Origin of the sequence: Streptomyces sp. NPDC046727, from assembly GCF_040645635.1 — a bacterium.
In the GTDB taxonomy this organism is placed as follows: Bacteria; Actinomycetota; Actinomycetes; order Streptomycetales; family Streptomycetaceae; genus Streptomyces.
This window is the reverse complement of record NZ_JBEYYR010000045.1, coordinates 1-24,525: the sequence shown is the minus strand read 5'-3', so window position 1 is coordinate 24,525 and position 24,525 is coordinate 1. Positions and strand designations below refer to the sequence as shown.

23 protein-coding genes and 1 pseudogene are annotated in these 24,525 nt (G+C 71.4%); 16 read left to right on the top strand and 8 right to left on the bottom strand.

The genetic code is table 11. The features are described from left to right. The first annotated feature begins 124 nt into the window (after positions 1 to 124). Together ABZ937_RS36940 and ABZ937_RS36935 are read left to right on the top strand one after the other, a co-directional pair. Positions 125 to 1,009 carry an SGNH/GDSL hydrolase family protein gene (locus ABZ937_RS36940; protein ID WP_361698687.1) on the top strand — a complete coding sequence of 295 codons (885 nt, stop codon included), beginning with the start codon at positions 125 to 127 and terminating at the stop codon, positions 1,007 to 1,009. Between the two features lie 15 nt (positions 1,010 to 1,024). Then, on the top strand, positions 1,025 to 1,996 hold the full coding sequence (locus ABZ937_RS36935; protein WP_361698685.1) for an aldose epimerase family protein: 972 nt from the start codon (positions 1,025 to 1,027) through the stop codon (positions 1,994 to 1,996). An 82-nt stretch (positions 1,997 to 2,078) separates the two neighbouring features. On the opposite strand, the gene ABZ937_RS36930 is transcribed toward ABZ937_RS36935, so the two are convergent. Further along, positions 2,079 to 4,517, bottom strand: a complete 2,439-nt coding sequence (locus ABZ937_RS36930; RefSeq protein ID WP_361698683.1) for a glycoside hydrolase family 3 C-terminal domain-containing protein — start codon at positions 4,515 to 4,517, stop codon at positions 2,079 to 2,081. 103 nt (positions 4,518 to 4,620) lie between these two features. On the opposite strand from ABZ937_RS36930, the gene ABZ937_RS36925 reads away from it, so the two are divergent. Then, the gene (locus ABZ937_RS36925; RefSeq protein ID WP_361698681.1) at positions 4,621 to 5,202 is read left to right on the top strand and encodes a TetR family transcriptional regulator; all 582 of its coding nucleotides are present in this window, start codon (positions 4,621 to 4,623) and stop codon (positions 5,200 to 5,202) included. 3 nt (positions 5,203 to 5,205) lie between these two features. Here the strand turns inward: ABZ937_RS36925 and ABZ937_RS36920 are convergent, their stop codons facing one another. Next, positions 5,206 to 5,595 (bottom strand): RidA family protein, encoded by a 390-nt coding sequence (locus ABZ937_RS36920; RefSeq protein ID WP_361698679.1) that lies wholly within the window; start codon positions 5,593 to 5,595, stop codon positions 5,206 to 5,208. 9 nt (positions 5,596 to 5,604) lie between these two features. Further along, a complete protein-coding gene (locus tag ABZ937_RS36915; protein ID WP_361698677.1) occupies positions 5,605 to 6,429 on the bottom strand; it encodes an NAD(P)-dependent oxidoreductase in 825 nt (274 codons plus the stop codon). 58 nt (positions 6,430 to 6,487) lie between these two features. Here ABZ937_RS36915 and ABZ937_RS36910 point away from each other — a divergent pair, with 58 nt between their 5' ends. After that, the gene (locus ABZ937_RS36910) at positions 6,488 to 7,423 is read left to right on the top strand and encodes a LysR family transcriptional regulator (protein WP_361698675.1); all 936 of its coding nucleotides are present in this window, start codon (positions 6,488 to 6,490) and stop codon (positions 7,421 to 7,423) included. A 74-nt stretch (positions 7,424 to 7,497) separates the two neighbouring features. Next, positions 7,498 to 8,745, top strand: coding sequence for a pyroglutamyl peptidase (locus tag ABZ937_RS36905; protein WP_361698673.1), 1,248 nt, complete (start codon positions 7,498 to 7,500; stop codon positions 8,743 to 8,745). On the opposite strand, the gene ABZ937_RS36900 is transcribed toward ABZ937_RS36905, so the two are convergent. Genes ABZ937_RS36900 through ABZ937_RS36890 form a run of 3 tightly spaced genes read right to left on the bottom strand, consistent with a single transcriptional unit; the run spans position 8,717 to position 10,573 of the window. Next, positions 8,717 to 9,331, bottom strand: coding sequence for a LysE family transporter (locus tag ABZ937_RS36900; protein ID WP_361698671.1), 615 nt, complete (start codon positions 9,329 to 9,331; stop codon positions 8,717 to 8,719). The two genes, ABZ937_RS36905 and ABZ937_RS36900, sit on opposite strands and share 29 nt — an antisense overlap. Further along, complete coding sequence (locus ABZ937_RS36895; protein ID WP_361698669.1) at positions 9,328 to 10,116, bottom strand: EI24 domain-containing protein; 789 nt, start codon at positions 10,114 to 10,116, stop codon at positions 9,328 to 9,330. The genes ABZ937_RS36900 and ABZ937_RS36895 overlap by 4 nt, the downstream gene beginning before the upstream one ends. Positions 10,117 to 10,138: 22 nt before the next feature. Beyond that, a complete protein-coding gene (locus ABZ937_RS36890; RefSeq protein ID WP_361698667.1) occupies positions 10,139 to 10,573 on the bottom strand; it encodes a MarR family transcriptional regulator in 435 nt (144 codons plus the stop codon). Between the two features lie 88 nt (positions 10,574 to 10,661). On the opposite strand from ABZ937_RS36890, the gene ABZ937_RS36885 reads away from it, so the two are divergent. Continuing rightward, complete coding sequence (locus ABZ937_RS36885) at positions 10,662 to 11,660, top strand: NADP-dependent oxidoreductase (RefSeq protein ID WP_361698665.1); 999 nt, start codon at positions 10,662 to 10,664, stop codon at positions 11,658 to 11,660. Between the two features lie 97 nt (positions 11,661 to 11,757). Next, the gene (locus ABZ937_RS36880; protein ID WP_361698663.1) at positions 11,758 to 12,177 is read left to right on the top strand and encodes an organic hydroperoxide resistance protein; all 420 of its coding nucleotides are present in this window, start codon (positions 11,758 to 11,760) and stop codon (positions 12,175 to 12,177) included. A gap of 60 nt (positions 12,178 to 12,237) precedes the next feature. Here ABZ937_RS36880 and ABZ937_RS36875 read toward each other — a convergent pair whose 3' ends face one another. Next, the gene (locus ABZ937_RS36875; RefSeq protein WP_361698661.1) at positions 12,238 to 13,398 is read right to left on the bottom strand and encodes a serine hydrolase domain-containing protein; all 1,161 of its coding nucleotides are present in this window, start codon (positions 13,396 to 13,398) and stop codon (positions 12,238 to 12,240) included. A 155-nt stretch (positions 13,399 to 13,553) separates the two neighbouring features. Next, positions 13,554 to 14,471: a hypothetical protein gene (locus ABZ937_RS36870; RefSeq protein WP_361698659.1), complete on the bottom strand. Its 918-nt coding sequence runs from the start codon at positions 14,469 to 14,471 to the stop codon at positions 13,554 to 13,556. Positions 14,472 to 14,671: 200 nt separating this feature from the next. Between ABZ937_RS36870 and ABZ937_RS36865 the strand changes: the two genes are divergently transcribed. From ABZ937_RS36865 to ABZ937_RS36825, 9 genes and pseudogenes are all read left to right on the top strand, one after another. Next, positions 14,672 to 15,829: a mandelate racemase/muconate lactonizing enzyme family protein gene (locus ABZ937_RS36865; RefSeq protein ID WP_361698657.1), complete on the top strand. Its 1,158-nt coding sequence runs from the start codon at positions 14,672 to 14,674 to the stop codon at positions 15,827 to 15,829. Beyond that, entirely contained in the window at positions 15,826 to 16,830 is a 1,005-nt protein-coding gene (locus ABZ937_RS36860) for an alcohol dehydrogenase catalytic domain-containing protein (protein WP_361698655.1), read from the top strand. The genes ABZ937_RS36865 and ABZ937_RS36860 overlap by 4 nt, the downstream gene beginning before the upstream one ends. Before the next feature lie 122 nt (positions 16,831 to 16,952). Then, positions 16,953 to 17,954, top strand: a complete 1,002-nt coding sequence (locus ABZ937_RS36855) for a hypothetical protein (protein ID WP_361698653.1) — start codon at positions 16,953 to 16,955, stop codon at positions 17,952 to 17,954. A 5-nt stretch (positions 17,955 to 17,959) separates the two neighbouring features. Further along, entirely contained in the window at positions 17,960 to 19,069 is a 1,110-nt protein-coding gene (chvE, locus tag ABZ937_RS36850) for a multiple monosaccharide ABC transporter substrate-binding protein (RefSeq protein ID WP_361698651.1), read from the top strand. 34 nt (positions 19,070 to 19,103) lie between these two features. Further along, a complete protein-coding gene (mmsA, locus tag ABZ937_RS36845) occupies positions 19,104 to 20,666 on the top strand; it encodes a multiple monosaccharide ABC transporter ATP-binding protein (protein WP_361698649.1) in 1,563 nt (520 codons plus the stop codon). Then, positions 20,663 to 21,907, top strand: a complete 1,245-nt coding sequence (gene mmsB / locus ABZ937_RS36840; RefSeq protein ID WP_361698647.1) for a multiple monosaccharide ABC transporter permease — start codon at positions 20,663 to 20,665, stop codon at positions 21,905 to 21,907. The genes mmsA and mmsB overlap by 4 nt, the downstream gene beginning before the upstream one ends. Positions 21,908 to 21,932: 25 nt before the next feature. After that, positions 21,933 to 23,081 carry an aldose epimerase family protein gene (locus ABZ937_RS36835; protein WP_361698645.1) on the top strand — a complete coding sequence of 383 codons (1,149 nt, stop codon included), beginning with the start codon at positions 21,933 to 21,935 and terminating at the stop codon, positions 23,079 to 23,081. A 119-nt stretch (positions 23,082 to 23,200) separates the two neighbouring features. Next, positions 23,201 to 24,418 (top strand): annotated as a pseudogene (locus ABZ937_RS36830) (histidinol-phosphate transaminase); the annotation flags it as partial. A gap of 34 nt (positions 24,419 to 24,452) precedes the next feature. Next, a partial coding sequence (locus ABZ937_RS36825; RefSeq protein ID WP_361698788.1) for a beta-ketoacyl synthase N-terminal-like domain-containing protein occupies positions 24,453 to 24,525 on the top strand: 73 nt, incomplete at its 3' end.

Below are 24,525 nucleotides of genomic sequence, written 5' to 3'. Positions count from 1 at the left end.
ACCGTCGCCATTCACCCGGGGGGACGCTTGTACGGGGGTCCGCCGTTCCCGGGCGCCCGGCCGGGAACCCTCGCACGTTGTTATGGGAGGGAGTACCGACCGTCGAGCGAGGGGAACTGCAGGGATGCGGAAGCGAAGCCACCGTGTGCGGGCCGCCCTCGCCGTCGTGGCGGCCGTGCTGCTGGGGGTCGCCGGATGCAGTGTCGGGGACGGGAGTTCGCCGGCGCCGGACGGCACCAGGGCGCACGCGGCCCGGCCTCCGATGTGGGACCGCAGCCCGGACTCGATCGCGGCGGTGGGTGACTCCATCACGCGCGGCTTCGACGCGTGCACGGTGCTGTCGGACTGCCCCGAGGTGTCGTGGGCGACGGGCAGCGACGCCCGGGTGGACAGCCTGGCGGTGCGGCTGCTGGGGGCGAGGGGCGCGGCGGAGCGCAGCTGGAACTACGCGGTGACGGGTGCCCGTATGGCCGATCTGCCGGAGCAGATCGAGCAGGCGGCGGCGCGCGGCCCGGAGTTGGTGACGGTGATGGCGGGGGCGAACGACGCCTGCCGGTCCTCGGCGTCGGCGATGACCTCGGTGCCGGACTTCCGCGCGGCCTTCGAGGAGGCGATGGGCACGCTGCGCTCGGCGCTGCCGAAGACGCAGGTGTACGTGGCGAGCGTGCCGAATCTGAAGCGGCTGTGGTCCCAGGGCCGGACGAACCTGCTGGGCAAGCAGGTGTGGAAGCTGGGCATCTGCCCGTCGATGCTGGGTGACGCGGACGATCTGACCAGCGCGGCGACGCTGCGCCGGGACACCGTGCAGCAGCGGGTGGTGGCGTACAACAAGGTGCTGAAGGACGTGTGTGCCAAGGACCGCCGCTGCCGCTTCGACGACGGCGCGGTGTTCGACTACCGGTTCGGCACGGATCAGCTCAGCCAGTGGGACTGGTTCCACCCGAGCAGGGACGGTCAGGCGCGGCTGGCGGACATCGCGTACCGGAGGATCACGGCGCGGAATCCGTGACCTAGGGTTTCCCACATGAACGAACTTTTCGGCACACTTTCCGACGGCACTCCGGTGCATCGCTGGACGCTGGAGCGCGGCGGGGTGCGGGTGCGGGTGCTGTCGTACGGCGGGATCGTGCAGTCGGCCGAGGTCCCGGACGGGGCCGGGCGGGCGGCGGAGGTGGTGCTGGGGTTCCCGGATCTCGACGGCTATCTGGCGCACCCGGAGCCGTATCTTGGTGCCGTGATCGGCCGGTACGCGAACCGGATCGCGGGCGGCCGGTTCCCGCTGGACGGCCGGACGTACGCGCTCGCGCGGAACAACGGCCCCCACTCGCTGCACGGCGGCGAGCGCGGTTTCGACCGGCGGGTGTGGGACGTGACGCCGGTGGAGCACGGGGTGTGCCTCAGCCGGGTGAGCCCGGACGGCGAGGAGGGCTTTCCGGGGCGGCTGGCGGTGACGGTGACGTACACGCTGGCGGCGTCGGGCGCGCTGCGGATCGCCTACGAGGCGGTCACCGACGCGCCGACGGTCGTGAACCTGACCAGTCACACGTACTGGAACCTGAGCGGTTCCGGCGACGCGGGCGGCCATGAGCTGCGGCTGGCCGCGTCCCGGTACACACCGGTGGACGCGGATCTGATCCCGACGGGCGCGCTGGAGGACGTGTCGGGCTCGCGCTTCGACTTCCGGGCGCCCCGGAAGACCGGCTCCGGCTACGACCACAACTTCGTGCTGGACAAGGGCGTGACCCGGGCGGCGGAGGAGGTGGCCGAGCTGTACGACCCCGCCTCCGGGCGGACCCTGACGGTGGCCACGACGGAGCCGGGCCTGCAGCTGTACACCGCCGGCCATCTGAGCGGTCCGCTCGCCCCCGGCGGCGGGATCGCCCTGGAGACCCAGCACTTCCCGGACTCCCCCAACCGGCCGGAGTTCCCGAGCACGGTGCTGCGGCCGGGGCAGGTGTTCCGCTCGGAGACGGTGTACGGCTTCTCGGTCCGCTGAACCGAGCCCCGGTCCAGGGGTCAGGTCCCGGACCGGGGCTGCTTGTGAGGACTTTGTCCCCGGTGTGTGGGGACTGTCCTGGTCAGACGTTAATCGGCGCGGTCAGCCTGTGGTCGGCGATCGAGCGGGCGGCGGTGATCTCGTACGAACCCTTCACAAACGCCCACGATTTCGCCGTGTCGTCCCAGACCTCGAAGGTGCGGCGGGGCAGTTCGACGGTGACCTCGACGCTCTCGCCGGGTCCGGCCTCGGCAGCCGCGAACCCGGCCAGCCTGCGTGCCGGGCGCTCGGCGTCGGGCTCGGCCGGGGAGACGTAGACCTGGACGACCTCGCGGCCGGGGCGCTCGCCGGTGTTGCGCAGGCGGATGCGGGCGGTGGTGCCGTCGACGTCGAGGGACTCGTAGGCCCAGTCGGTGTAGCCGAGGCCGTGGCCGAAGGGGTACGACGGGGTGCGGCCGGCCCGCTCCCAGGCGCGGTAGCCGATGAACAGGTCCTCGCGGTAGGTCAGCTCGCCGTCGACGGGGACGACCTGGGTGACCGGGGCGTCGGCGAGGGAGCCCCACGTGGTGGGGAGCCGCCCGCCGGGCTCGTGGACGCCGGTGAGCACGTCGGCGAGGGCGGCGCCGCCCTCCTGGCCGGGGAACCAGGTCAGCAGCACGGCGGCGACCTCGTCGCGCCAGGGCAGTTCGACCGGGGAGCCGGAGTTGACGACCACGACGGTGTGCGGGTTGGCGGCGGCGACCGCGCGGACCAGGTCGTCCTGGCGGCCGGGGAGCCGGAGGTCCGTACGGTCGAAGCCCTCCGACTCCACGCGGTCGGTGGTGGCGACCATGACGACGGCCGTGTCGGCGCCGCGGGCGGCCTCGACGGCCTCGGCGATCAGCTCGTCGGGGTCGCGCTGCGGGGCGGCGTGGGCGAGGGCGAACGCGACGACCTTCATGGGGATGCCGTCGGGGAGCTGGACGACGTACGTGAGGGAGATGTCGACGGTCTGGCCCGCGGTCAGTTCGGCCTGGGCACGGGGCACGGGGGCGCCGAAGAACGCCTCGAAGGGGTCGTCCTTGCCGGGGCGCTGGACGTCGTCGTAGTACGTCGTGCCGTCGACGGTGAGCGTGAAGGCGCCCATGCCCTTGATGCCGAAGGTGTGCGGGCCGGACTCGCGCGGGGTGAAGGTGCCGGTCAGTTCGACGGTGTGGAGGGTGTCGTGGGTGACGCCTTCGGGGAGGTCGGAGCCCATCCACTGGATCTGGCCGTTCGGTGCGGAGCGGGTGCCGATGACGGTGCCGTCGGCGTCGCGGCAGACGGCGCGCAGGGTGAAGCCCTGGCCCGCGACGGCGAGTTCGGTGGCCGGGTCGGCGCCGACGGCGTAGGTGAGGGTGCCCTCGGGGAGGGCCGCGGTGAGGCCGTCGAGCGGGGAGACGATCCGGGCCGGGAAGACGGTGGCCGAGCCGCCGCCGAGCACGCGGGCGTCGCGGGCGGCGGCGCCGATCAGGGCGACCGTGCCGGCCTTCAACGGGAGCGCGTTGTTCTCGTTGCGGACGAGGACGAAGGAGCGGCGGGCGATCTCCCGGGCCAGTTCGCTGCCGTCGACGGTCTCCGGCAGCTCGGTGACGACTGGCTCGGCGCCGTCCAGGATGCCGACGCGGGCCGCGAGGCGCAGCACCCGGCGTACGGCCGCGTCCACGGTGGCCTCGGCGACCCGGCCGTCCCGGACGGCCTGGGCGAGGGCCTCGCCGTAGACGGTCTCGGGGCCCGGCATGGCGACATCGAGGCCGCCCTCGATGGCGCCCACGGTGTCCCGGGCGGCCATCCAGTCGGAGACGTTGAAGCCGTCGAAGCCCCATTCGCCGCGCAGGACTTCGTTGACGAGGTGGTGGTGCTCGGTCATCGTCGTGCCGTTGACCGTGTTGTAGGCGGTCATGATGCCCCAGGGGTGGGCGTTTACGACGATGGCCTCGAAGGGCGCCAGGTACAGCTCGCGCAGGGCGCGTTCGGAGACCAGGTTGTTCACCGTGAAGCGGTCGGTCTCGGCGTCGTTGGCGACGAAGTGCTTGACGGTGGTGCCGACGCCGCCGGACTGGACGCCGGACACGTATCCGGTGCCGATGGCGCCGGTCAGGCACGGGTCCTCGCTGTAGCACTCGAAGTGGCGTCCGCCGAGCGGGGAGCGGTGGAGGTTGACCGTGGGGGCGAGCAGGACGTGGACGCCCTTGCGGCGGGCCTCCTGGGCGAGCAGCACTCCGGCGCGGCGGGCGAGTTCCGGGTCCCAGGTGGCGGCGAGCGCGGTCGGTGAGGGCAGGGCGACGGAGGGGTCGTCGGCGGTCCAGCGCACACCGCGGACACCGATCGGGCCGTCGGACATGACCAGGGAGCCGAGGCCGATGTCGGGCATCTCGGGCAGGGTCCACATGTCCTGTCCGGCCAGCAGCCGGGTCTTGGCGTCGAGGCCGAGCGTGCCGAGGGCGGCCTCCACGACCGCCTCGCGGGCCTTCTCGGCCGGGGTGGGCTGGGATCCCGCCATCGCGGTTCCTCCTCGTCGAGTCCGTGCAGGTTCCTCCATCGTGCACACGCTACCTGTAGAGCGGTAGGTTTCGTTATGCTGACGTTATATTTCGGGTGGGGGGATGTCGTACGGTGAGGTCATGAACGCGAGGGTCAGGAGCGAGGAGCGGCGCTCGGAGATCGTGGGGGCCGCGCTGGAGGTGATCGCCGAGCGCGGTTACCGGGGGGCGAGCCTGGCCGCGGTCGCCGAGCGCGTCGGTCTCACCCAGCAGGGTCTGCTGCACTACTTCCCCACCAAGGACGCCCTGTTGGTGGCCGTGCTCCAGGAGCGGGACCGGTGGGACGCGATGCCGGACACACAGTGGCGGGTGGATCTGCTGGCCTCGCTGGTCGAGTACAACGCGATGCGTCCCGCGATCATCCAGACCTTCTCGGCGCTGCTCGGCGAGAGCGTGACCGAGGGCCACCCGGCGCGGGCCTACTTCACCGAGCGGTACGCCCGCGTCCGGGAGTCCATGGCGGCGGTCCTGCGCGCGGAGTACGGCGACCGCCTGCCGGGCGGCCTCACCCCGGAGCGCACCGCCCCGCTGCTCATCGCCATGATGGACGGGTTGCAGTACCAGTGGCTGCTGGACCCGGAGTCGGTGGACATGCCGGGGGCGTTCCGGGACTTCCTGCGGCTGCTGGGGGAGCCGGTGGACTGAGGGTCACCTCCCGGCGGGCACCGCCGCCACGACCTCGACCTCCACCTGGGCCTCCGGACGGAACAGGCGCGGGACCTCGAAGGTCATGCTGGTGGGCGGGGTGCCGGTGAGGTACTGACGGCGTACGGCGCCGTATGCGTCGAGCTGGGTGATGTCGGTGAGATACGTGCGGATGTTGACGACGTCCGCGAAGGTCGCGCCGTGCGCCTTGAGCAGGGCGTCGATGGTCTCGAAGACGCCTCGGGTCTGCTCGGCGAGGGTGGCGCCCTCGGCGATCTGCCCGGAGAGGAACAGCAGGGCGCTGCCGTCGGCGTGTCGGACGCGGGCGACCTGGGAGTAGTAGGGGCTCAGCGGCTGCGGCGCGCCGGCGGGGTTGTCCAGGATGATCTGCACGGGACTCCTTCAGAGGGTACGGATGATGTGGCCGGCGGCCTGCGAGACGTCCGCGTCGGCCAGGGCGGGGGCGGCCGTGACGGCCTCCTGGAAGTGGGCCAGCACCGCTTCCAGCACCGGCAGCCGGGCCGCCTTCGTGGCCAGCGCCACGTCCTTGGCGGCCAGCGCGGTGCCGAAGTGGACGTCGTCGGCGAAGGCGCGGGCGACGGCGCCGCCGAGCGGACCGGCGGCGAGGGCGGCACGCGCGGCCGCCTCGTCCAGGCCCAGCGCGCCGGCGAGCCGCAGTGCCTCGGCGGCGACACCGACCCCGCCGAGCACGGCCGTGTTGGCCACCAGTTTGAGCGCGGCCCCGGATCCGGTCGGGCCGCTGCGCGTGACCGCGCCCAGGTGGCGCAGGACATGGGCGACGCCGGAGACGTCACCGCCCGCGAGGATGCCCAGCGTCCCCTCGGCCGCCCGGTCGGTGCTCCCCATGACCGGGGCGTCGACCAGGGTCACCCCGTCGCCGAGCCGGGCGGCGAGCCGGTGCACGGCGTCCGGCCCGACGGTCGACATCTCGACCCACCGCGTGCCCGGCCGCAGGGCCGGGACGACCTCGGCCGCGACCGCGTCGAGGGCGTCCGGGCCGCTGAGCATCGTGATCAGCAGATCGGCGTCCCGTACGGCCTCGGCGGCGGTCGCCGCGGACACGGCGCCCTCGGCCACGAGCGGTCCGGCCTTGGCGGCGGTGCGGTTCCAGACGGTCAACGGGTGGCCGACGGCGAGCAGTCGGCGGGCCATGAGCGCGCCCATGTGACCCAGGCCCAGAAAGGCGATCTTCTCGGGATGTGGCATGCCCTCGACGCTAGGACCGCCCGAGAGATGCGACAAGCGAGTGTCTAGCATGGCATTCATGCGTAACTCGCATGACCTGGTGCCGGATCTGTCCACCGTCTGGCTGCGGGCCTTCCTGGAGGTCGCCCGCACCGGCTCGTTCACGGGGGCCGCGCGCGCCCTGGGCTGGACGCAGTCGGCGGTCTCCCGGCAGGTCGCCTCGCTGGAGTCGGCGCTGGGCGGCGGGCCGCTGTTCGACCGGCTGCCGCGCGGGGTGCGGCCGACGGAGGCCGGGCGGGCCCTGGTGCCGTACGCGGAGGCGGTCGCGGAGGCGCTGCACGGCGCGGCGAGCGGGCTGGCCGCGCTGCGCGAAGCGGCGGGCGGGCGGCTGCGGTTCGGCGCGTTCGCCACGGCCGACGCGGCGCTGGTGCCGCGCGCCCTGGCCGCCTTCCGGGCCCTCCACCCGGACGTGCGGGTGGAGCGCGAGGAGGGTCTGACGCCCGTGCTGCTCGACCGGCTCGCCGACGGGCGGCTGGACCTGGCGATCGTCTCCACCACCGGCCGCGCCCCGCTGGCCGCGTACGAGCTGCACCCTCTGCTGGACGAGCCCCTGTACGTCGCCGTCCCCGCCGGGCATCCGCTGGCCGGTGCGGACGGGGTGCGCCTCGGCCGGCTGGCCGACGCCGACTGGATCTCCGGCAGCGCCCGGCCCGAGGGCACCCTGCTGGAGGCGGCCCTGCGGGCGGGGTTCCGGCCGCGCGTGGCTCATGTCGTCGCCGAGTGGACGGCCAAGCAGGGGTACGTGGCCGCCGGGCTCGGGGTGGCCCTGGTGCCCGGCCTCGCCGCGGGGTCGGTACGTCCGGATGTCGTCCTGCTGCCGGTGCGGGACGAGGAGGCGCCGGCGCGGACGGTGTACGCGGCGACCGTGCGGGGGCGGACGCCGGCGCCGGCGGTGCGGGCGTTCCTCGGGACGCTGCGCGCGGAGGCCGGGGAGATCGCACGCACCATGGCGTAGGCCGCGTCCGTCGCGCGATACTGCCGCCGTCCATCGCACCACGCGCCCCACAGCGACGGAAGGACCCAACTGCCTTGACCCGTATACGCCTCGGCGTCCTCGGTCTGGCCCTGTCGGCCGCCCTGTCCGCCCCCGCCACCGCGGCCTGCGCCACTCCGGCGGCGGCCCCCTCCCCCACCGTCGAGGAGCAGCGGCTCGACCAGGCGGTGCCACAGGAGATTCTCCGGCGCTCCGGGTTCGACGACGTGGCGCCCCGGTTCGGCCGGGAGCTGGAGCGGGCGGACTCCTACGCGCAGGCCCGCCGCGTCGTCGTACGGGAGGGGTCCGCGCTGTGGCGGCGGGCCGTGGCGCGGGCGCAGGGGCGGGGGCCGGACGGGGGTGACCTCAGCCGCGACGACGACCGGCCGTTGTACTGGGCGCGGTTGGGTCTCAGCCGGGACGTGCGCACCTGGGAGCCGGAGTTCGGGCTCACCGACCGGCAAAGAGCCGCGCTGCTCGACCAGTTGGAGCGGACCTCGCGCGGGCAGACCGACATCCGCTACCCGGGGAAGGGCCCGGCGCGGCGGGTGCTGCTCACCGGGTTCGACCCCTTCACGCTCGACCGGGACATCCGCATCTCCAACCCGTCGGGAGCGAGCGCGCTCGCCCTCGACGGCACGGTCGTGGAGACGGCCGCGGGTCCGGCGCGCATCGAGACCGCCGTGTTCCCGGTGCGCTGGCAGGACTTCGCCGAGGGCACGGTGGAGCGGACGCTGCGGCCGTATCTGCCGGAGGTCGACCTGTTCACGACCGTGAGCCAGGGCCGCGTCGGCCGGTTCGACATCGAGCGCACCAACGGCGCCTGGCGCGGCGGCTTCCCGGACAACGACGACGTCTCGCGGACGGAGACCGTCCCGGTCACCGATCCGGCGACGCAGCCCCAGTGGACGAGCACGACCCTGCCGTACGCCGCCGTCGTGGGCGCGGACACGGGACGGTTCCCGGTGTACGACCACACGGAGGTGACCGAGATCCCGGCGGGAGGGACCGGTCCCGTCGTACGGCCGGACGGGCCGACCCCCGGCTCCACCGCCCGCGCCGGAGGCGGCGGCGACTACCTCTCCAACGAGATCGCCTACCGGGCCACCCTGCTGCGGGACCGGCTCGGGCTGCACGACCGGCTGCCCGGCGGGCATGTGCACACACCGGTGCTGCGGTTCGGGGCCGGGAACACCACGGAGGTGACCGACCCCGAGTTCGTCCGCAACCGGCTGGACATCGTCGCGCAGGTACGGGCGATCGTCGCCGTGGCCGTCAGTGCGACGGAGCGAAGGCCAGGCTGATGCCGAGACCGGCCAGGACGGACCCGATGACCTTGTTGAGGACCTTCTGGACGCGCAGCATCAGCGTGCGCATCCGCTCCTGCGAGAAGAAGAGGGCGACCACACCGAACCACACCAGGTGGGCCAGCGACATGAACAGCCCGTAGCCCACCTGCTGGTAGACCGGCGTGCCGGGGCTGACGACCTGGGCGAAGGTGGAGACGACGAACAGGGTCGTCTTGGGGTTGAGCACGTTGGTGAGGAAACCGGTGCGCAGCGCGGCGAGCGGCGTCAGCTCGGCCTTGTGCTCCAGGTCCACCTTCACCTCGCCGCGGGTCCGGAAGGTGCGTACGCCGATGTAGACGAGGTAGGCGGCGCCGATCAGCTTGATGACCGTGAACAGGAAGGTGGAGGAGGCGATCAGCAGACCCACGCCGAGCATGGTGTAGGTGACGTGGACCAGTACGCCGGCGGCGACGCCGGTGGCGGCGAGCAGGCCGGTGCGGCGGCCGTAGAGGTAGCTGTTGCGGACGATCATGGCGAAGTCGGCGCCGGGCGCTATGACCGCCAGGACGGTGATGACGGTTACGGCGAGCATCTCGGTCACGGTGCGGCGTTCTCCTCTGCGTCCTCGGGCTGGTGGGTGCTCTCCTCGCCCAGCAGGTCACGGGCGAGGAGCGTGGCGCCCGCGACCGCGCCCGGCATCAGGAACACCGCGACGAACGGAATCAGGAAGGCCAGGCCCAGGGGTGTGCCGAAGCCCCAGACCAGGGTCTTGCGGGAGCGGAGCAGGGTGAGCCGGGAGCGCAGTTCGACGCCCCGGCGCTGCAGGGCCACGGCGGCGAGTTCCTCGGTGAGGAAGAAGCCGGTGACGAAGAAGCCGATCACGGGCACGACGGTCTGCCCGACGCCCGGCAGGAAGCCGAGGGCGAAGAGCAGCACGCCCCACAGCGCGGCCCGGACCAGGACGCGCAGGCTGTCCCGGGCCGAGATCCACAGTTCGCGCCAGAGCGGGAGGTCCGACCGGGGCGCGGTGCCGTCGGGCGAGACGTCGGCGTCGACCTTCTCCGAGAGGCTCTCGTAGAAGGGCTGGCCGACCAGCAGGGTGACGGCGGTGAACGTCAGCACGGCCAGCAGCAGGCCGAGGGCGAAGAGGACGGCCGTCAGGAAGCCGCGGAACAGGCCCTGCCAGGGGCTCGACCAGTCGTCCGCGAAGGGGGTCGCCCAGGTGACGGCGTCCTCGCCCCACAGCGCGAGCGCGACCAGCGCGGCGGCGTACAGCACCAGCGTGATCAGCCCGGGCAGCAGCCCGAAGCCGTACCGCCGTCCGTGCCGGGCCACCCATCGCTGGCCCTTCAGTAGATAACCGAACCCCACCCCAAGATCGCGCATGGCGGGGACTCTACCGGGACGGTCAGGCGTCGAGCATCCGGCGGAGCAGGTCCCGCAGGGTGCCGCGCTCCTCCTCGGTGAGGCCGGCGAGCGGCTCGCGGGCGAAGCGGAGGCCCTCGCGCAGGTTCCGGGCCACGCGGAGGCCCTCCTCGGTGGCGGCGGCCACCTTCACCCGGCGGTCGGCGGGGTCGGGGCGGCGCTCGACCAGTCCGCGGGCCTCCAGGCGGTCCACGATGCCGGTCACGTTGGACGGCTCGCACTTCAGCTTCTGCGCCAGTTTCCGCATCGGCAGCGGATCGAGCGAGAGCAGGCTGAGCAGCTTGGCCTGGGCGCCGGTGAGCGTGTGCCCGGCCGCGGCCTCCTCGTAGTCCGTGTGGTAGCGGGCCACCACCTCCGCGATGAGTTCGACGACCTCGACGGTCAGTTCGTCCGGACGGGTCTTCTGCGGTGTGGCCATGCCCTCAGGATACCCGTTACTTGACATCATGAAATATTCAGATGCACTGTTGTTTCAGCTACTGAAGTAAATCGGAAAGGCGCCTGTCATGATCAACCGCGAGTGGCACCTGCTCAGCCGTCCCGTCGGCTGGCCGAAGCCCGAGGACTTCGCCCTGGTCGAGACCGAGGTCCCGGCCCCCGGCGACGGTCAGGTGCTCGTGAGGAACAAGTACCTCTCGGTCGACCCGTACATGCGCGGCAGGATGTCGGCCGCGAAGTCGTACGTCGCCCCCTTCGAGCTGGGCAAGGTCATGCAGGGCGGCGCGGTCGGCGAGGTGATCGAGTCCAATGCCGAGGGCATCGCGGCCGGCGACCACGTCCTGCACTTCTTCGGCTGGCGCGAGCACGCCGTGGTGGACGCGAAGCACGCCGTGAAGGTCGACCCGGCGGCAGCGCCCCTGTCGACGTACCTCGGCGTCCTCGGCATGACCGGCCTGACCGCCTACGCCGGCCTGCTGCGCACCGCCTCCTTCAAGGAGGGCGACGTGGTGTTCGTGTCGGGCGCGGCCGGCGCCGTCGGCAGCCAGGTCGGGCAGATCGCCAAGCTCAAGGGCGCCTCCCGGGTCATCGGCTCGGCCGGGTCCGACGAGAAGGTCAAGCTGCTGGTGGAGGAGTACGGCTTCGACGCCGCGTTCAACTACAAGAACGGCCCGGTCGCCGAGCAGCTGCGCGAGGCCGCGCCCGACGGCATCGACGTCTACTTCGACAACGTCGGCGGGGACCACCTGGAGGCGGCCATCGGTTCGCTCAACGAGGGCGGCCGGATCGCGGTCTGCGGCATGATCTCGGTCTACAACAACACCGAGCCCGCCCCCGGCCCGAAGAACCTCGCCCGGCTGATCCAGACCCGCGGCCGGATCGAGGGCTTCCTGGTCGGCGACCACTACGACCTGCAGCCGCAGTTCGTCCAGGAGGTCGGCCCGTGGGTCGCCTCGGGCGCGCTGAAGTACCGGGAGACCGTGATCGAGGGCATCGAGAACACCCTGGAGGCGTTCCTCGGGGTCCTGCGCGGCGACAACATCGGCAAGATGGTCGTCAAGCTCTGACCCTCTGGCTTGACTTTCCGGCATGCGGTAGCTTCTTTCCGAAATCCGTCGTCGATCGTGGGCGCGAGTCGCGGCGGACCGAGGAGGAAGAAACCGCATGCCCATCACGCAGTCCGAGGTCCTGTACACCGCCGTCGCCACGGCCGAGAACGGCCGCGACGGTCGTGTCGCCACCGACGACGGCAAGCTCGACGTCGTCGTGAACCCGCCCAAGGAGATGGGCGGCAGCGGCGCCGGCACCAACCCGGAGCAGCTGTTCGCCGCGGGGTACAGCGCCTGCTTCCAGGGGGCGCTCGGTGTCGTCGCACGGCAGGAGGGCGCCGACATCACCGGCTCGACGGTCACGGCCAAGGTCGGCATCGGCAAGAACGACGACGGCTTCGGGATCATCGTGGAGATCTCGGCGAGCATCCCGAACGTCGACGCGGCGACCGCGCAGCGTCTGGTCGAGCAGGCGCACCAGGTGTGCCCCTACTCGAAGGCAACGCGCGGCAACATCACCGTGACGTTGGTCTGACCTTCGTCGTTGCGTACATCGGCAGCCGCATCCTTGGACGTGGGATGCGGCTGCTGCGGCTCACGGCGTTGTCAGCGCCGCTCGCTGCACTGTTGCCGCCAGCCGGTTGTTCTCCGGTGCCGCCCCTCCCGGGAACGCGAAGCGGCGCCTCGTGTAGCCGTAGGCGATGCCGCCGCGGGGGTCCGCGAAGGACTGGACGCCGTTCGCGCCGCTGTGGCCGACCGTGCCGGCGCCCAGGAAGGGGTGCCAGACGTCCGCGGTCGCCTGGAAGCCGAGTCCGAAGGCCTTGTGGGCCCGGGCCACCAGGTCGTAGCCCACGGAGTGGATCTGGCCGAACTCCGCCAGGGTGTCCTCCTTCAGCAGCGGGGCCCTGCCCTCCACCTCGCCGATCATCGCCGCGTACATGCCCGCGAGGCCGCGCGCCGAGCCGATGCCGCCGACCGAGGCGGGGCCCTTGGCGCGGATCAGCCGCTCGTTCGGCAGGCTCTCCAGGTCGGTGGGCTCCGCGCCGTGCCGGTTGAAGGCGATCGACGCGAGGGTGTGCGGGCCGTCCTGCCGGGCGTCGAGCTGCGCCTGCTGCGCGGGGGTCGGCCGCATCGGCTGGACCGTGCGGAAGCGGGGCTCGTGCGCGGCCGGCAGGCCCAGGTGGAGGTCGAGGCCGTGCGGGGCACGGACCCGCTCCTCGTAGACCTCCTGGAGCGTACGGCCCGTCGCCCGGCGGACCACCTCGCCGGCCAGCGCGCCGATCACCAGCGCGTGGGAGCCGAAGGCCGTGCCCGGCCGCCAGAACGGCCGCTGGTCGGCGAGGCGTTCCGCGATCATCCGGTCGTCGGCCAGCTCCGCGAGGCTGAACCCGGTGTCGGCGCCGATCAGCCCGGCCCGGTGCGCGAGCAGGTCCCGCAGGGTCAGCGCGCCCTTGCCCTCGGCGGCGAACTCCGGCCAGTAGTAGGTGACTCTGCGGTCCAGCTCCAGCGTGCCGTCCTGCATGAGCAGGGCCGCGACCAGATGGGCCGCGCCCTTCGTGGCCGAGTGCACGCCGTACAGCGAGTCACCCGTCACGCCCTCGCCCGCCCACAGGTCCACGACCCGGCGTCCGTGGACGTACACACACAACTGGCCCTCGTAGTCGTCCGGTTCCCCGGCGACGAAGGCGGCGAATTCCTCGCGCACCGCTTCGAAGCCCTCGGCGACCGTGCCCTGGACGGTGGTCTCCTGCGTCATCCGCTCTCCTCGAACTGAGCCGCTGTTCGCTGCTCCCCCTGGCGCAACGCCCGTTCCGGCTTCGGACGTTCACGAGACCGGTACGGCGCGACCTGCCCGTTCGACTCAACCGCGGCGCGGGCCGGTGGGTGTCACGGATGGCGGCGCACCCGGACTCAGGTGCACCACCACAGGAAGCGGTTGCAGGTCTTGGTGGGCGACGGCTCGGGGGTGGGCGCGGCGGTCGTCGGGGCCGCGGTCGGGGTGGCGGACCGGGTGGGGGCCGGGGCCGCGGGGGGCGCCCCGGTCGTGACGGAACCCGTCGGGGCCGGCTCCTGGGCCTTGGCGGTGTCGTCGGCGGAGGGGGAAGCGGACTCCTTGTCCTTCGGGGACTTCGAGGCGGACGCGGAGGCCGAGGCGTCCGCGGAGGCGGAGGCGCCCGCGCTCTCGGGGACGCCGGAGGCGGCGCCTATGGGGTCGGCGCTGTGGCCCGGCGCGGTGGAGGCGGCACCGCCGTCCGCCGTGGTGTCCGCGCCCGGGGCCGGGGTGTCGCCGGCGAAGGGCGAGAAGGGGGCGTCCGTGCCGAGTTCGGCGAGGCTGAGCCCGCCGGCCGCGAGGACGAAGCCGGCCGCGACGAGCACGGTACGGCGCCGGCGGCGCCGGTGCACGGCGGCCTTGCGGTCCCGTCGGCTGCCCTCGGCCCGGGCGGCGGCCCGGCCACCGGCGCGGCGGCCGCCGGGTACGGCGGACTCGGCGGGCTCGTCGTCGTCCTCGCCGTCCTCCTCCGCCCGGCCCGGCTCGTCCAGCTCGTCCGGCTCGACCGGTGCGTCCTGGCCGTCGTACGACCCGTCCTGCGCGTCCGGCAGTCCCTGACCGGCGTACGCCCCGTCCGGCACGCCCTGAGTGCCGTACGACCCGTCGTACGGCCCGTCGTACGCGTCCCCGTACGCATGCCCGTGGGCATGGCCTCCGTGCCCGGATATGTGCGCGGCCGGGACCGCCGTGGCGACGGCGAGTCGGTCGGCGGGCGTTCCGCACCCCGGGCAGGCCAGGGCGCCGTTGAGGTGCCGTTGGCACGGGAGGCAGTAGTCCATGACGCGGGAAGACTAGAGTCCGATCGGGTCCGGTTCCAGGCGCCCCTGTGAAGGTTTCGTGCGAGGTCGAAAGAGTTCTCGAAAGCCTTGCCGAAACCGTTACCTGTTCGACCCATTGACACCCCCGTCGCCGCATCCTTACTGTCACGCCAGCATTTCGAACGTGTGACGAAATCTCGAACACCTGAGGGGCAACTGCCGTGCGCATCACCGGAATCAGCACGCACGTGGTCGGCACGCCATGGCGCAACCTGACCTACGTCCAGGTGCACACCGACGAGGGCATCACGGGAGTCGGCGAGACCCGGATGCTCGGTCACACCGACGCGCTGATCGGCTATCTGCGGGAGGCCGAGGCCAATCACATTCTCGGTTCGGACCCGTTCGCTGTCGAGGATCTCGTCCGCCGGATGAAGTACGGCGACTACGGCCGCGCGGGCGAGATCGTCATGTCCGGCATCGCGGTCGTCGAGATGGCCTGCTGGGACATCAAGGGCAAGGCGCTCGGCGTGCCGGTGTGGCAGCTGCTGGGCGGGAAGGTGACCGACCGGGTCAAGGCGTACGCCAACGGGTGGTACACGACCGAGCGAACGCCCGAGGCGTACCACAAGGCCGCCCAGGGGGTGATGGAGCGCGGGTACCGGGCGCTGAAGATCGACCCGTTCGGCACCGGGCACTTCGAGCTGGACCACAAGGAGACCCTGTACGCCGTCTCGCTCATCGAGGCCGTGCGGGACGCCATCGGCCCGGAGGCCGAGCTGATGCTGGAGATGCACGGCCGCTTCTCCCCCGCCACCGCCGTCCGGCTGGCCAAGGAGCTGGCGCCCTTCAAGCCGGCCTGGCTGGAGGAGCCGGTGCCGCCGGAGAACCTGAAGGCGCTGGAGAAGGTCGCGGCCAAGGTGGACATCCCGGTCGCCACCGGTGAGCGCATCCACGACCGGATCGAGTTCCGCGAGCTGTTCGAGAGCCAGGCCGTGGACATCATCCAGCCCGACGTCGGCCACATCGGCGGCATCTGGGAGACCCGGAAGCTGGCCGCCACCGCCGAGACGCACTACATGCTCGTCGCCCCGCACAACGTCGGCGGGCCCGTCCTCACCGCCGCCTCCCTCCAGGTCGGCTTCACCTCCCCGAACTTCAAGATCCTGGAGCACTTCAACGACTTCGCGGACGCGGAGATCAAGAAGGTGGTCAAGGGGGCGCCGCAGGTCGTGGACGGGTACTTCGAGCTGTCCGACGCGCCCGGTCTCGGCGTCGAGCTGGACGTGGACGCGGCGGCCGAGTTCCCGCAGCAGCAGGCCCGGTTCGACCTGTGGGCCGAGGGCTGGGAGCAGCGCAGGCCGAAGGGGAGCAAGTGAGTTCCCAGGTTCTGATCGAGGCGCCGGGCGCCCACCGGGTCGAGGCGCACACGCCCCGGGATCCCGGTCCGGGCGAGGCGCTGGTGGCCGTGCACGCGGTCGGCATCTGCGGCAGCGACCGCGAGGTGTACCAGGGCAACCGGCCGGAAGGGTATGTGCGGTATCCGCTCACACCCGGCCATGAGTGGTCGGGGACCGTGCGCGCGGTGGGTGCGGGGGTGCCGGAGAGCCTGGTCGGCCGCAAGGTCGTCGGCGAGGGCTTCCGCAACTGCCAGGTCTGCGACCGCTGTCACGCGGGCGAGACCACGCTGTGCACGGCCGGGTACGAGGAGACCGGGTTCACCCGGCCGGGCGCCATGGCGGCCACGCTCACCCTGCCCGCCCGGCTGCTGCACGTCCTGCCGGACGACGCCGACCTCACCGCCGCCGCGCTGCTGGAGCCGGCCGCGTGCATCGCGGCCGCCGCGCTGAAGGCGAACGCCCGGCCCGGCGAACGGGTCGCGGTGGTCGGCACGGGCACGCTGGGCATGTTCGCCGTGCAGTTCCTGAAGGCGATCTCACCGGTGGAGCTGCTCGTCGTGGGCACCCGGGGCGACCGGGAGGCGCTGTCCCGGCAGTTCGGGGCGACCGACTTCCGGCTGAGGGACCAGGAGCTGCCCGACGACGTCGACGTCGTCATCGAGACCGCCGGGTCCGCGTCCGCCGCGCGCACCGCCGCCTCCCTGCTCAGGCGCGGCGGACGCCTGGTCCTGACCGGCATCCCGGCGCCGGGCGCGGACGGGCTCGACCCGACCGACCTCGTCGTACGGCAGCTGGAGGTGCACACCGTCTTCGGGGCGCCGCCGGACGCCTGGGCGCACACCGTGCGGGTATTCGGCGCCGGACTGCTCGACCCGTTGCCGCTGGTCACGCACGAGTTGCCGCTGACCGAGTTCGCGCAGGCCATCGAGCTGGTGGGGGCCGGCGATCCGAAGGTGGGCAAGGTGCTGCTCCGCCCGTAGCCGTACGCCGGTCGGGGCGTGACCTGACGGCGCCCCGACCGGCGTACACCCACGCCTTTTCTCTACCCCGAGCCGCGAACCTTGTCCGAAATCTCGAACACTCAGGACCCTAAGGACAGCTTGTGACCGACGCTTCCGCCCCGGCAGCCCGCAGGCCCGGCGAGCAGCTGCTCGCCGCACTCGGCCTGGGCGCGCCCGCCCTCGACCCCGCCGACGCCTCCGTCCACAGCTTCCCGGGCGGCGGTCGCTGGCGCACCGAGATCCCCTCGTGCGAGGGTCCCGAAGCGCTGGCGGTCGTCCTCAAGGAGGCCTCGCGCCTCGATGTGCCCATCCACCGGATCAGCCAGGGCAGCGGCGTGTGGATGCTCACCGACGCCGAGATCACCGAGATGGTCGAGGCGACCGCCGAACGCGACATCGAGCTCTGCCTGTTCACCGGCCCGCGCGGCACCTGGGACATCGGCGGCTCCGTGCGGTCCGACTCGCGGGGGGCCGGACTGCGCGCCCGGGGCCACGACGCGGTCGCCGGCTGCGTCGAGGACGCCGTCCGGGCCACCGAGCTGGGCGTCAAGTGCCTGCTGGTCGCCGACGAGGGCGTGCTGTGGACCCTGCACCGGGCCCGTGAGACCGGGATCATCCCGGCCGACACCACGCTGAAGGTGTCGGCGCTCATCGGCCCGGTCAACCCGGCCTCGTACGCCGTCTACGAGCGGCTCGGCGCCGACTCCGTCAACGTGCCCAGCGATCTGACGCTGGACCACCTCACCGAGATCCGCCGGGTGTCCGGCGCCCCCATGGACATGTACATCGAGGCCCCCGACGACCTCGGCGGCTACGTCCGGATGTACGAGGTCGCCGAGCTGATCCGGCGCGGCGCACCGCTCTACCTGAAGTTCGGCCTGTCCAAGGCTCCCGGCATCTACCCGTGGGGCACCCACCTGCGGGACGTGACCCTGGACACCGCCCGGGAGCGGGTGCGGCGCGGCCGGCTCGCCCTGGACCTGCTCGCCCGGCACGGCGCGGACGGCGACATGGCGCCGCTCGGCTCCCGGCTGCCGGGGTCTTTGAACCGGTTCCCCGTAGCAGCATCCGCTCCTCTCAACGACGAGAACGACAAGGACTGATCCCCATGCGCAACCGCAGAGCCGCACTCGCCGCGATAGCCGGAGCCGCCTCGCTCGCCCTCACTCTGACCGCCTGCGGCCAGAGCGGCGAGGGCGGCAGCAAGGAGAAGAAGGGCGACGTCAAGGGCGCCACCATCGGCATCGCCATGCCGACCAAGTCCTCCGAGCGCTGGATCTCCGACGGCAAGAACGTCGTCAAGGACCTGGAGGCCAAGGGCTACAAGACCAAGCTGGTCTACGGCGAGGACAACCCGGAGACCCAGGTCTCGCAGATCGAGAACCTGATCACGCAGGGCGTGAAGGGCCTGATCGTCGCGGCGATCGACAACAAGTCGCTGAAGAACGTGCTGCAGGAGGCCGCGGACGCGCACATCCCGGTCATCTCCTACGACCGGCTGATCCTCGGCACGGAGAACGTCGACTACTACGCCTCGTTCGACAACGAGAAGGTCGGCAAGCTCCAGGGCCAGTACATCGTGGACAAGCTCGGCCTGAGCAAGGGCAAGAAGGGCCCGTTCAACATCGAGCTGTTCGCCGGCTCCAACGACGACAACAACACCAAGTACTTCTTCGGCGGCGCGATGAGCGTGCTCCAGCCGTACATCGACAAGAAGCAGCTGGTGGTCAAGTCCGGCCAGACCGCGCTGAACAAGGTCGTCACCCTGCGCTGGGACGGCACCACCGCGCAGAAGCGCATGGAGGACATCCTCACCTCGTCCTACCAGAGCGGCCGGGTCGACGCGGTCCTCTCCCCCTACGACGGCATCTCCATCGGCATCCTGTCCGCGCTGAAGTCGGACGGCTACGGCTCCGGCGACAAGCCGCTGCCGGTCATCACCGGCCAGGACGCCGAGCTGGCCTCCGTGAAGTCGATCATCGCCGGTCAGCAGACGCAGACCGTCTACAAGGACCTCCGCAAGCTCGCCGAGGTCGCCGCCACGATGATGGACGACTCCCTCAAGGGCAAGAAGCCGCAGGTCAACGACACCAAGTCGTATGACAACGGGACCAAGGTCGTGCCCGCGTACCTGCTCCAGCCGGTGAGCGTCGACAAGAGCAACTACAAGCAGGTGCTGGTCGACGGCGGCTACTACACCGAGGCCGACCTCAAGTAACCCGCCCCTTCCCTACGGATTGAAAGGCACGACCATGGCGGGACCCGTCCTGGAAATGCGCTCGATCGTCAAGACCTTTCCCGGTGTCAAAGCGCTGTCGGACGTCACCCTGACCGTCCGGCAGGGCGAGGTCCACGCCATCTGCGGGGAGAACGGCGCCGGCAAGTCCACCCTGATGAAGGTGCTCTCCGGCGTCCACCCGTACGGCAGCTACGAGGGGGACATCCTCTTCGCGGGGGAGACCTGCCAGTTCAAGGACATCCGGGCGAGCGAGCAGCACGGCATCGTCATCATCCACCAGGAACTGGCGCTGGTGCCGCACCTGTCCATCGCGGAGAACCTCTTCCTCGGCAACGAGCACGCCACGCGCGGGCTCATCAACTGGCGCGAGACCCTGCGCCACGCCACCCAGCTGCTGCGCCGGGTCGGACTGGACGAGCACCCGGAGACCCGGGTCGCCGACATCGGCGTGGGCAAGCAGCAGCTGGTGGAGATCGCCAAGGCGCTGTCCAAGGAGGTGAAGCTGCTCATCCTGGACGAGCCGACGGCGGCCCTGAACGACGAGGACAGCGGCAAACTCCTCGATCTGATCCTGGAGCTGAAGAACCAGGGCATCACCTCGATCATCATCTCCCACAAGCTCAACGAGATCCGCAAGGTCGCCGACTCGGTGACGATCATCCGGGACGGCCGGTCCATCGAGACCCTCGATGTGAAGGCACCGGAGACGACCGAGGAGCGGATCATCGCCGGCATGGTCGGCCGGGACCTCGACCACCGCTTCCCCGAGCGCACCCCGCACCGGCCCGAGGAGGGCGCGGCGCCGGCGCTGGAGATCCGCGGCTGGACCGTGTTCCACCCGATCGACCAGCAGCGCAAGGTCGTGGACGACGTGTCGATCGAGGTCCGCCGCGGGGAGATCGTCGGCATCGCGGGCCTGATGGGCGCGGGCCGCACCGAACTCGCGATGAGCGTGTTCGGGCGGACGTACGGCCGGTACGCGGGCGGCACGGTCCTCAAGGACGGCACGGAGATCCGTACGAAGACCGTCGCGGAGGCGGTCCGGCACGGCATCGCGTACGTCACCGAGGACCGCAAGCACTACGGCCTCAACCTCATCGACACGATCAACCGGAACATCTCGCTGACCGCGCTGAACAAGGTGGCCCGGCGGGGTGTGGTGGACGAGCACGAGGAGCGGCAGGTCTCCGAGGGCTTCCGGAAGTCCATGAACATCAAGGCGCCGACGGTCTTCGAGCCGGTGGGCAAGCTCTCGGGCGGCAACCAGCAGAAGGTCGTCCTCAGCAAGTGGATCTTCGCTGGTCCCGACGTGCTGATCCTGGACGAGCCGACCCGCGGTATCGACGTGGGCGCCAAGTACGAGATCTACACGGTCATCGACCGGCTCGCCGCCGAGGGGAAGGCGGTCGTCTTCATCTCCTCCGAGCTGCCCGAGCTGCTCGGCATGTGCGACCGCATCTACACGATGGCCGCCGGGCGGCTGACCGGTGAGGTGCCACGGGCCGAGGCCACGCAGGAAGTGCTGATGCGCCATATGACGAAAGACAAGGCGAAGGACGAAGAGGTAACGCGATGAGCACGGATGTGACCGCCAAGAGCCCGGCCCCCGCGCCGCCGGGCGGGAGCGGAGAGGCCGCGGGCCTTGGACTCCTCCAGCTGGTGCTGACCGGTCTGCGCCGCAACATGCGCCAGTACGGCATGCTGATCGCGCTCGGCCTGATCGTGGTCCTCTTCGCGATCTGGACGGACGGGGACCTGCTGCTGCCGCGCAACGTCTCCAACCTGGTGCTGCAGAACAGCTACATCCTGATCCTGGCCATCGGCATGATGCTGGTGATCATCGCCGGGCACATCGACCTGTCGGTCGGCTCGCTCACGGCGTTCGTCGGCGCCTTCGCGGCCGTCCTGACCGTGCAGCACGGGGTGGCCTGGCCGGTCGCGCTGGTGCTGTGCCTGCTGGTCGGTGCGGTGGCCGGCTCGGTCCAGGGCTATCTGATCGCCTATCTCGGCATACCCTCCTTCATCGTCACCCTCGCCGGGATGCTCCTCTTCCGCGGCCTGACCGAGATCCTCCTCAAGGGCCAGACCCTCGGCCCGTTCCCCGACGGGCTGCAGAAGCTCGGCAACGGCTTCCTGCCCGAGGTCGGCCCGAACACCAACTACCACAACCTCACCCTGCTGCTCGGGCTCGTCCTGATCGCGGCCGTGGTCTGGCAGGAGTTCCAGGACCGCCGCCGCCAGCAGGAGTTCTCGCTGGACGTCGTACCGGTCCGGCTGTTCCTGCTGAAGCTGACGGCCCTGGTCGCCGCGATCCTCGCCCTCACCCTGCTGCTCGCCAGCTACAAGGGCGCCCCGATCGTGCTGATCATCCTCGGCGTGCTGGTGGTCGGCTACGGCTACATCATGCGCAACGCGGTCTTCGGCCGGCACATCTACGCGATCGGCGGCAACCTGCCGGCGGCCAAGCTGTCCGGTGTGAAGGACAAGAAGGTCACCTTCTACGTCTTCCTGAACATGGGCGTGCTCGCGGCCCTGGCGGGCATGGTGGTCGCCGCCCGGCTGAACGCGGCCTCGCCGAAGGCGGGCGTCAACTTCGAACTGGAGGCCATCGCCTCCTCGTTCATCGGCGGCGCGTCCATGAGCGGCGGTGTCGGCACCGTCCTCGGCGCCATCATCGGCGGTCTCGTCCTCGGCGTGCTGAACAACGGCATGAACCTCCTCAGCGTGGGCACCGACTGGCAGCAGGTCATCAAGGGCCTGGCCCTGCTGGTGGCGGTCGGGTTCGACGTGTGGAACAAGCGCAAGTCCGGTTCGTAAGCGCCCAGACAAGGGAGCCGCACCCATGGAACTGAACAGACGCACGGTCATCGCAGGAGCAGCCGCGGCGGGCGTCGCCGCCACCGCCCTCGGCGGCACTGCCGAAGCCGCCCAGGGAAGGAAGCCGGTGAAGGAACTCTTCGGCACGCTCGCCGACGGCACCAAGGTGTACCGCTGGTCGCTGCAGAACGGCGGCACCCGGCTGAAGGTGCTCAGCTACGGCGGCATCGTCCAGACCCTGGAACTCCCCGACCGGCACGGCCGGTACGCCAACGTCGTGGCCGGCTTCGACAACATCGCCGACTACGAGGCGAAGAGCCCGTACTTCGGCGCCCTGATCGGCCGGTACGGCAACCGGATCGGCAAGGGCCGGTTCACGCTGGACGGCACGTCGTACCAGCTCTCCGTGAACGACGGCGACAACAGCCTGCACGGCGGCGCCAAGGGCTTCGACAAGCACGTCTGGGACGTCGAGCCGTTCACCAAGGGCTCCGACGTCGGACTGCACCTGTACTACACCAGCGTCGACGGCGAGATGGGCTACCCGGGCACGCTCCGGACGAAGGTGACGTACACCCTCACCCGGCACGGCGACTGGCGCATCGACTACGAGGCCACCACCGACAAGGCCACCGTCGTCAACCTCACCAGCCACGTCTACTGGAACCTGGCCGGCGAGGGCAGCGGCACGATCGAGGACCACGAGCTCACGATCGCCGCCGCCCGCTACACCCCCACCGACTCCGGCCTGATCCCCACCGGCGAGCTGGCCAAGGTCGCGGGCACCCCGTTCGACTTCCGGCACGCCAAGCCGATCGGCCGGGACATCCGGGCGGGCCACGAGCAGCAGGTGCAGGCCAAGGGGTACGACCACAACTGGGTCCTGGACAAGGGGATCACGGCCAGGCCCGAGCACATCGCGACCCTGCGCGACCCGCGCTCCGGCCGCACCCTGAAGATCGCCACCAACGAGCCGGGGCTGCAGTTCTACTCCGGCAACTTCCTCGACGGGACGCTCACCGGCACCGGTGGCCGCACCTACCGCCAGGGCGACGCCCTGTGCCTGGAGACGCAGCACTTCCCGGACTCGCCGAACCACGCGAACTTCCCGTCGACGGTGCTGCGGCCGGGGCGGACGTACCGGACGACGACGGTCCACACGTTCGGAAGGTGAGCGTCACTCAAGGAGTGAACTGACTCACGTACCCCGTGAGTTGAACGCCACCCCGCCCGCCTCCGTATCCAAGGGTGGCCCGTGCTCCCCCGCACGGGCCACCCCGAACGGAGGATCCCTTGGCCGGCAACGTCACCTCGTTGTTCCGCGGCACCGCCGCGCACAGCCCCTCCATGGCGGCGCTGACGCGGGAGGGCGGCGACGGAACCGGCCCGGTGGACTTCTGCATCCCCTGCAACCCGTACTTCCCGACGCCGGCCATGTTCGAGGAGATGGCGGCCCGGCTCAGGGACATCATCACGTACTACCCGAGCGGCGCCGACGCCATCACCGGTGAGCTGTGCGGCCTGCTCCAGCTGCCGCCGCAGTGCGTGGCCATGGGCAACGGCTCGACGGAGCTGATCACCTGGATCGACCACCTCCTGGTCCGCGAGTCCCTCGCCGTCCCCGTCCCCACCTTCGGCCGCTGGACCGACCAGCCGATGGAGACGGGCAAGCGGGTCGACATGTTCCCGCTCCAGGAGGCGAACGGCTTCGCCCTGGACCTCGCCCAGTACGCCGAGTTCATCCGCGCCCGGGGCACGCGGGTGGCCGTGATCTGCAACCCGAACAACCCGGACGGCGGCTATCTGCGCCGCCAGCAGGTCGTGCAGTTCATGGACGCCATGGCGGACCTGGACCTGGTGGTGGTCGACGAGTCCTTCCTGGAGTTCGCCGACGCGGAGGCCGAGCCGAGCGTCGTCCAGGAGGCCATGATCCGCCCCAATGTGATCGTCCTGCGCAGCCTGGGCAAGAACTTCGGCCTGCACGGCATCCGCTTCGGCTACCTGGTCGCCAACCCGGCGCTCGCCGGGAAGGTCCGCTCGATGCTGCCGAAGTGGAACCTCAACTCCTTCGCCGAGCACGTGGTGTTCATGCTGAAGGAGCACGGTCCCGAGTACGCGCAGAGCCTGATGCAGGTGCGCCGCGACCGCCTGGAGATGGCCAGCCACCTCTCCGCCCTGCCCGGCCTCACCGTCTACCCCTCCCAGGGCAACTTCCTCTTCGTGCGCCTTCCCGTCGGCGCCGAGGGCACGGTGGTCCGGGACCGGATGCTCACCGAGCACCGGATCCTGGTCCGCGAGTGCGGCAACAAGATCGGATCCTCCAGCCGCTTCCTGCGGCTCGTGGTGCGCCCCCAGGTCGACGTGCGTCGCCTGGTGTCCGGCCTGGAACAGGTGCTCTACGGGTCCAGGAGGGGAGCCGCCGTACCCGAGCTGGGCGCCGGGACCAGCTACAGCTCGGGTACGGCGGCGGTCGACCGGCTGGTCGGCGCGACCAACGGGGCCGGCATGCGGCTCACCGCGGCCGGCCCCGCCCCGGTCGTCGTCCCTGGTCGCCATCCATCTCGCCGCGCAGGCCCTGCGGGGCGGCGAGTGCTCCATGGCGCTGGCCGGCGGCGCGA

Bases quoted from the DNA above. Each gene is read 5' to 3' on its own strand.
- ABZ937_RS36940 (WP_361698687.1), top strand. From the start codon at position 125: ATGCGGAAGCGAAGCCACCGTGTGCGGGCCGCCCTCGCCGTCGTGGCG.
- ABZ937_RS36910 (WP_361698675.1), top strand. From the start codon at position 6,488: ATGCGTAACTCGCATGACCTGGTGCCGGATCTGTCCACCGTCTGGCTG.
- ABZ937_RS36915 (WP_361698677.1), bottom strand. From the start codon at position 6,429: ATGCCACATCCCGAGAAGATCGCCTTTCTGGGCCTGGGTCACATGGGC.
- ABZ937_RS36835 (WP_361698645.1), top strand. From the start codon at position 21,933: ATGGAACTGAACAGACGCACGGTCATCGCAGGAGCAGCCGCGGCGGGC.
- ABZ937_RS36895 (WP_361698669.1), bottom strand. From the start codon at position 10,116: ATGCGCGATCTTGGGGTGGGGTTCGGTTATCTACTGAAGGGCCAGCGA.
- ABZ937_RS36870 (WP_361698659.1), bottom strand. From the start codon at position 14,471: ATGGACTACTGCCTCCCGTGCCAACGGCACCTCAACGGCGCCCTGGCC.
- chvE (WP_361698651.1), top strand. From the start codon at position 17,960: ATGCGCAACCGCAGAGCCGCACTCGCCGCGATAGCCGGAGCCGCCTCG.
- ABZ937_RS36890 (WP_361698667.1), bottom strand. From the start codon at position 10,573: ATGGCCACACCGCAGAAGACCCGTCCGGACGAACTGACCGTCGAGGTC.
- ABZ937_RS36880 (WP_361698663.1), top strand. From the start codon at position 11,758: ATGCCCATCACGCAGTCCGAGGTCCTGTACACCGCCGTCGCCACGGCC.
- ABZ937_RS36885 (WP_361698665.1), top strand. From the start codon at position 10,662: ATGATCAACCGCGAGTGGCACCTGCTCAGCCGTCCCGTCGGCTGGCCG.
- ABZ937_RS36875 (WP_361698661.1), bottom strand. From the start codon at position 13,398: ATGACGCAGGAGACCACCGTCCAGGGCACGGTCGCCGAGGGCTTCGAA.
- ABZ937_RS36930 (WP_361698683.1), bottom strand. From the start codon at position 4,517: ATGGCGGGATCCCAGCCCACCCCGGCCGAGAAGGCCCGCGAGGCGGTC.
- ABZ937_RS36925 (WP_361698681.1), top strand. From the start codon at position 4,621: ATGTCGTACGGTGAGGTCATGAACGCGAGGGTCAGGAGCGAGGAGCGG.
- mmsA (WP_361698649.1), top strand. From the start codon at position 19,104: ATGGCGGGACCCGTCCTGGAAATGCGCTCGATCGTCAAGACCTTTCCC.
- ABZ937_RS36935 (WP_361698685.1), top strand. From the start codon at position 1,025: ATGAACGAACTTTTCGGCACACTTTCCGACGGCACTCCGGTGCATCGC.
- mmsB (WP_361698647.1), top strand. From the start codon at position 20,663: ATGAGCACGGATGTGACCGCCAAGAGCCCGGCCCCCGCGCCGCCGGGC.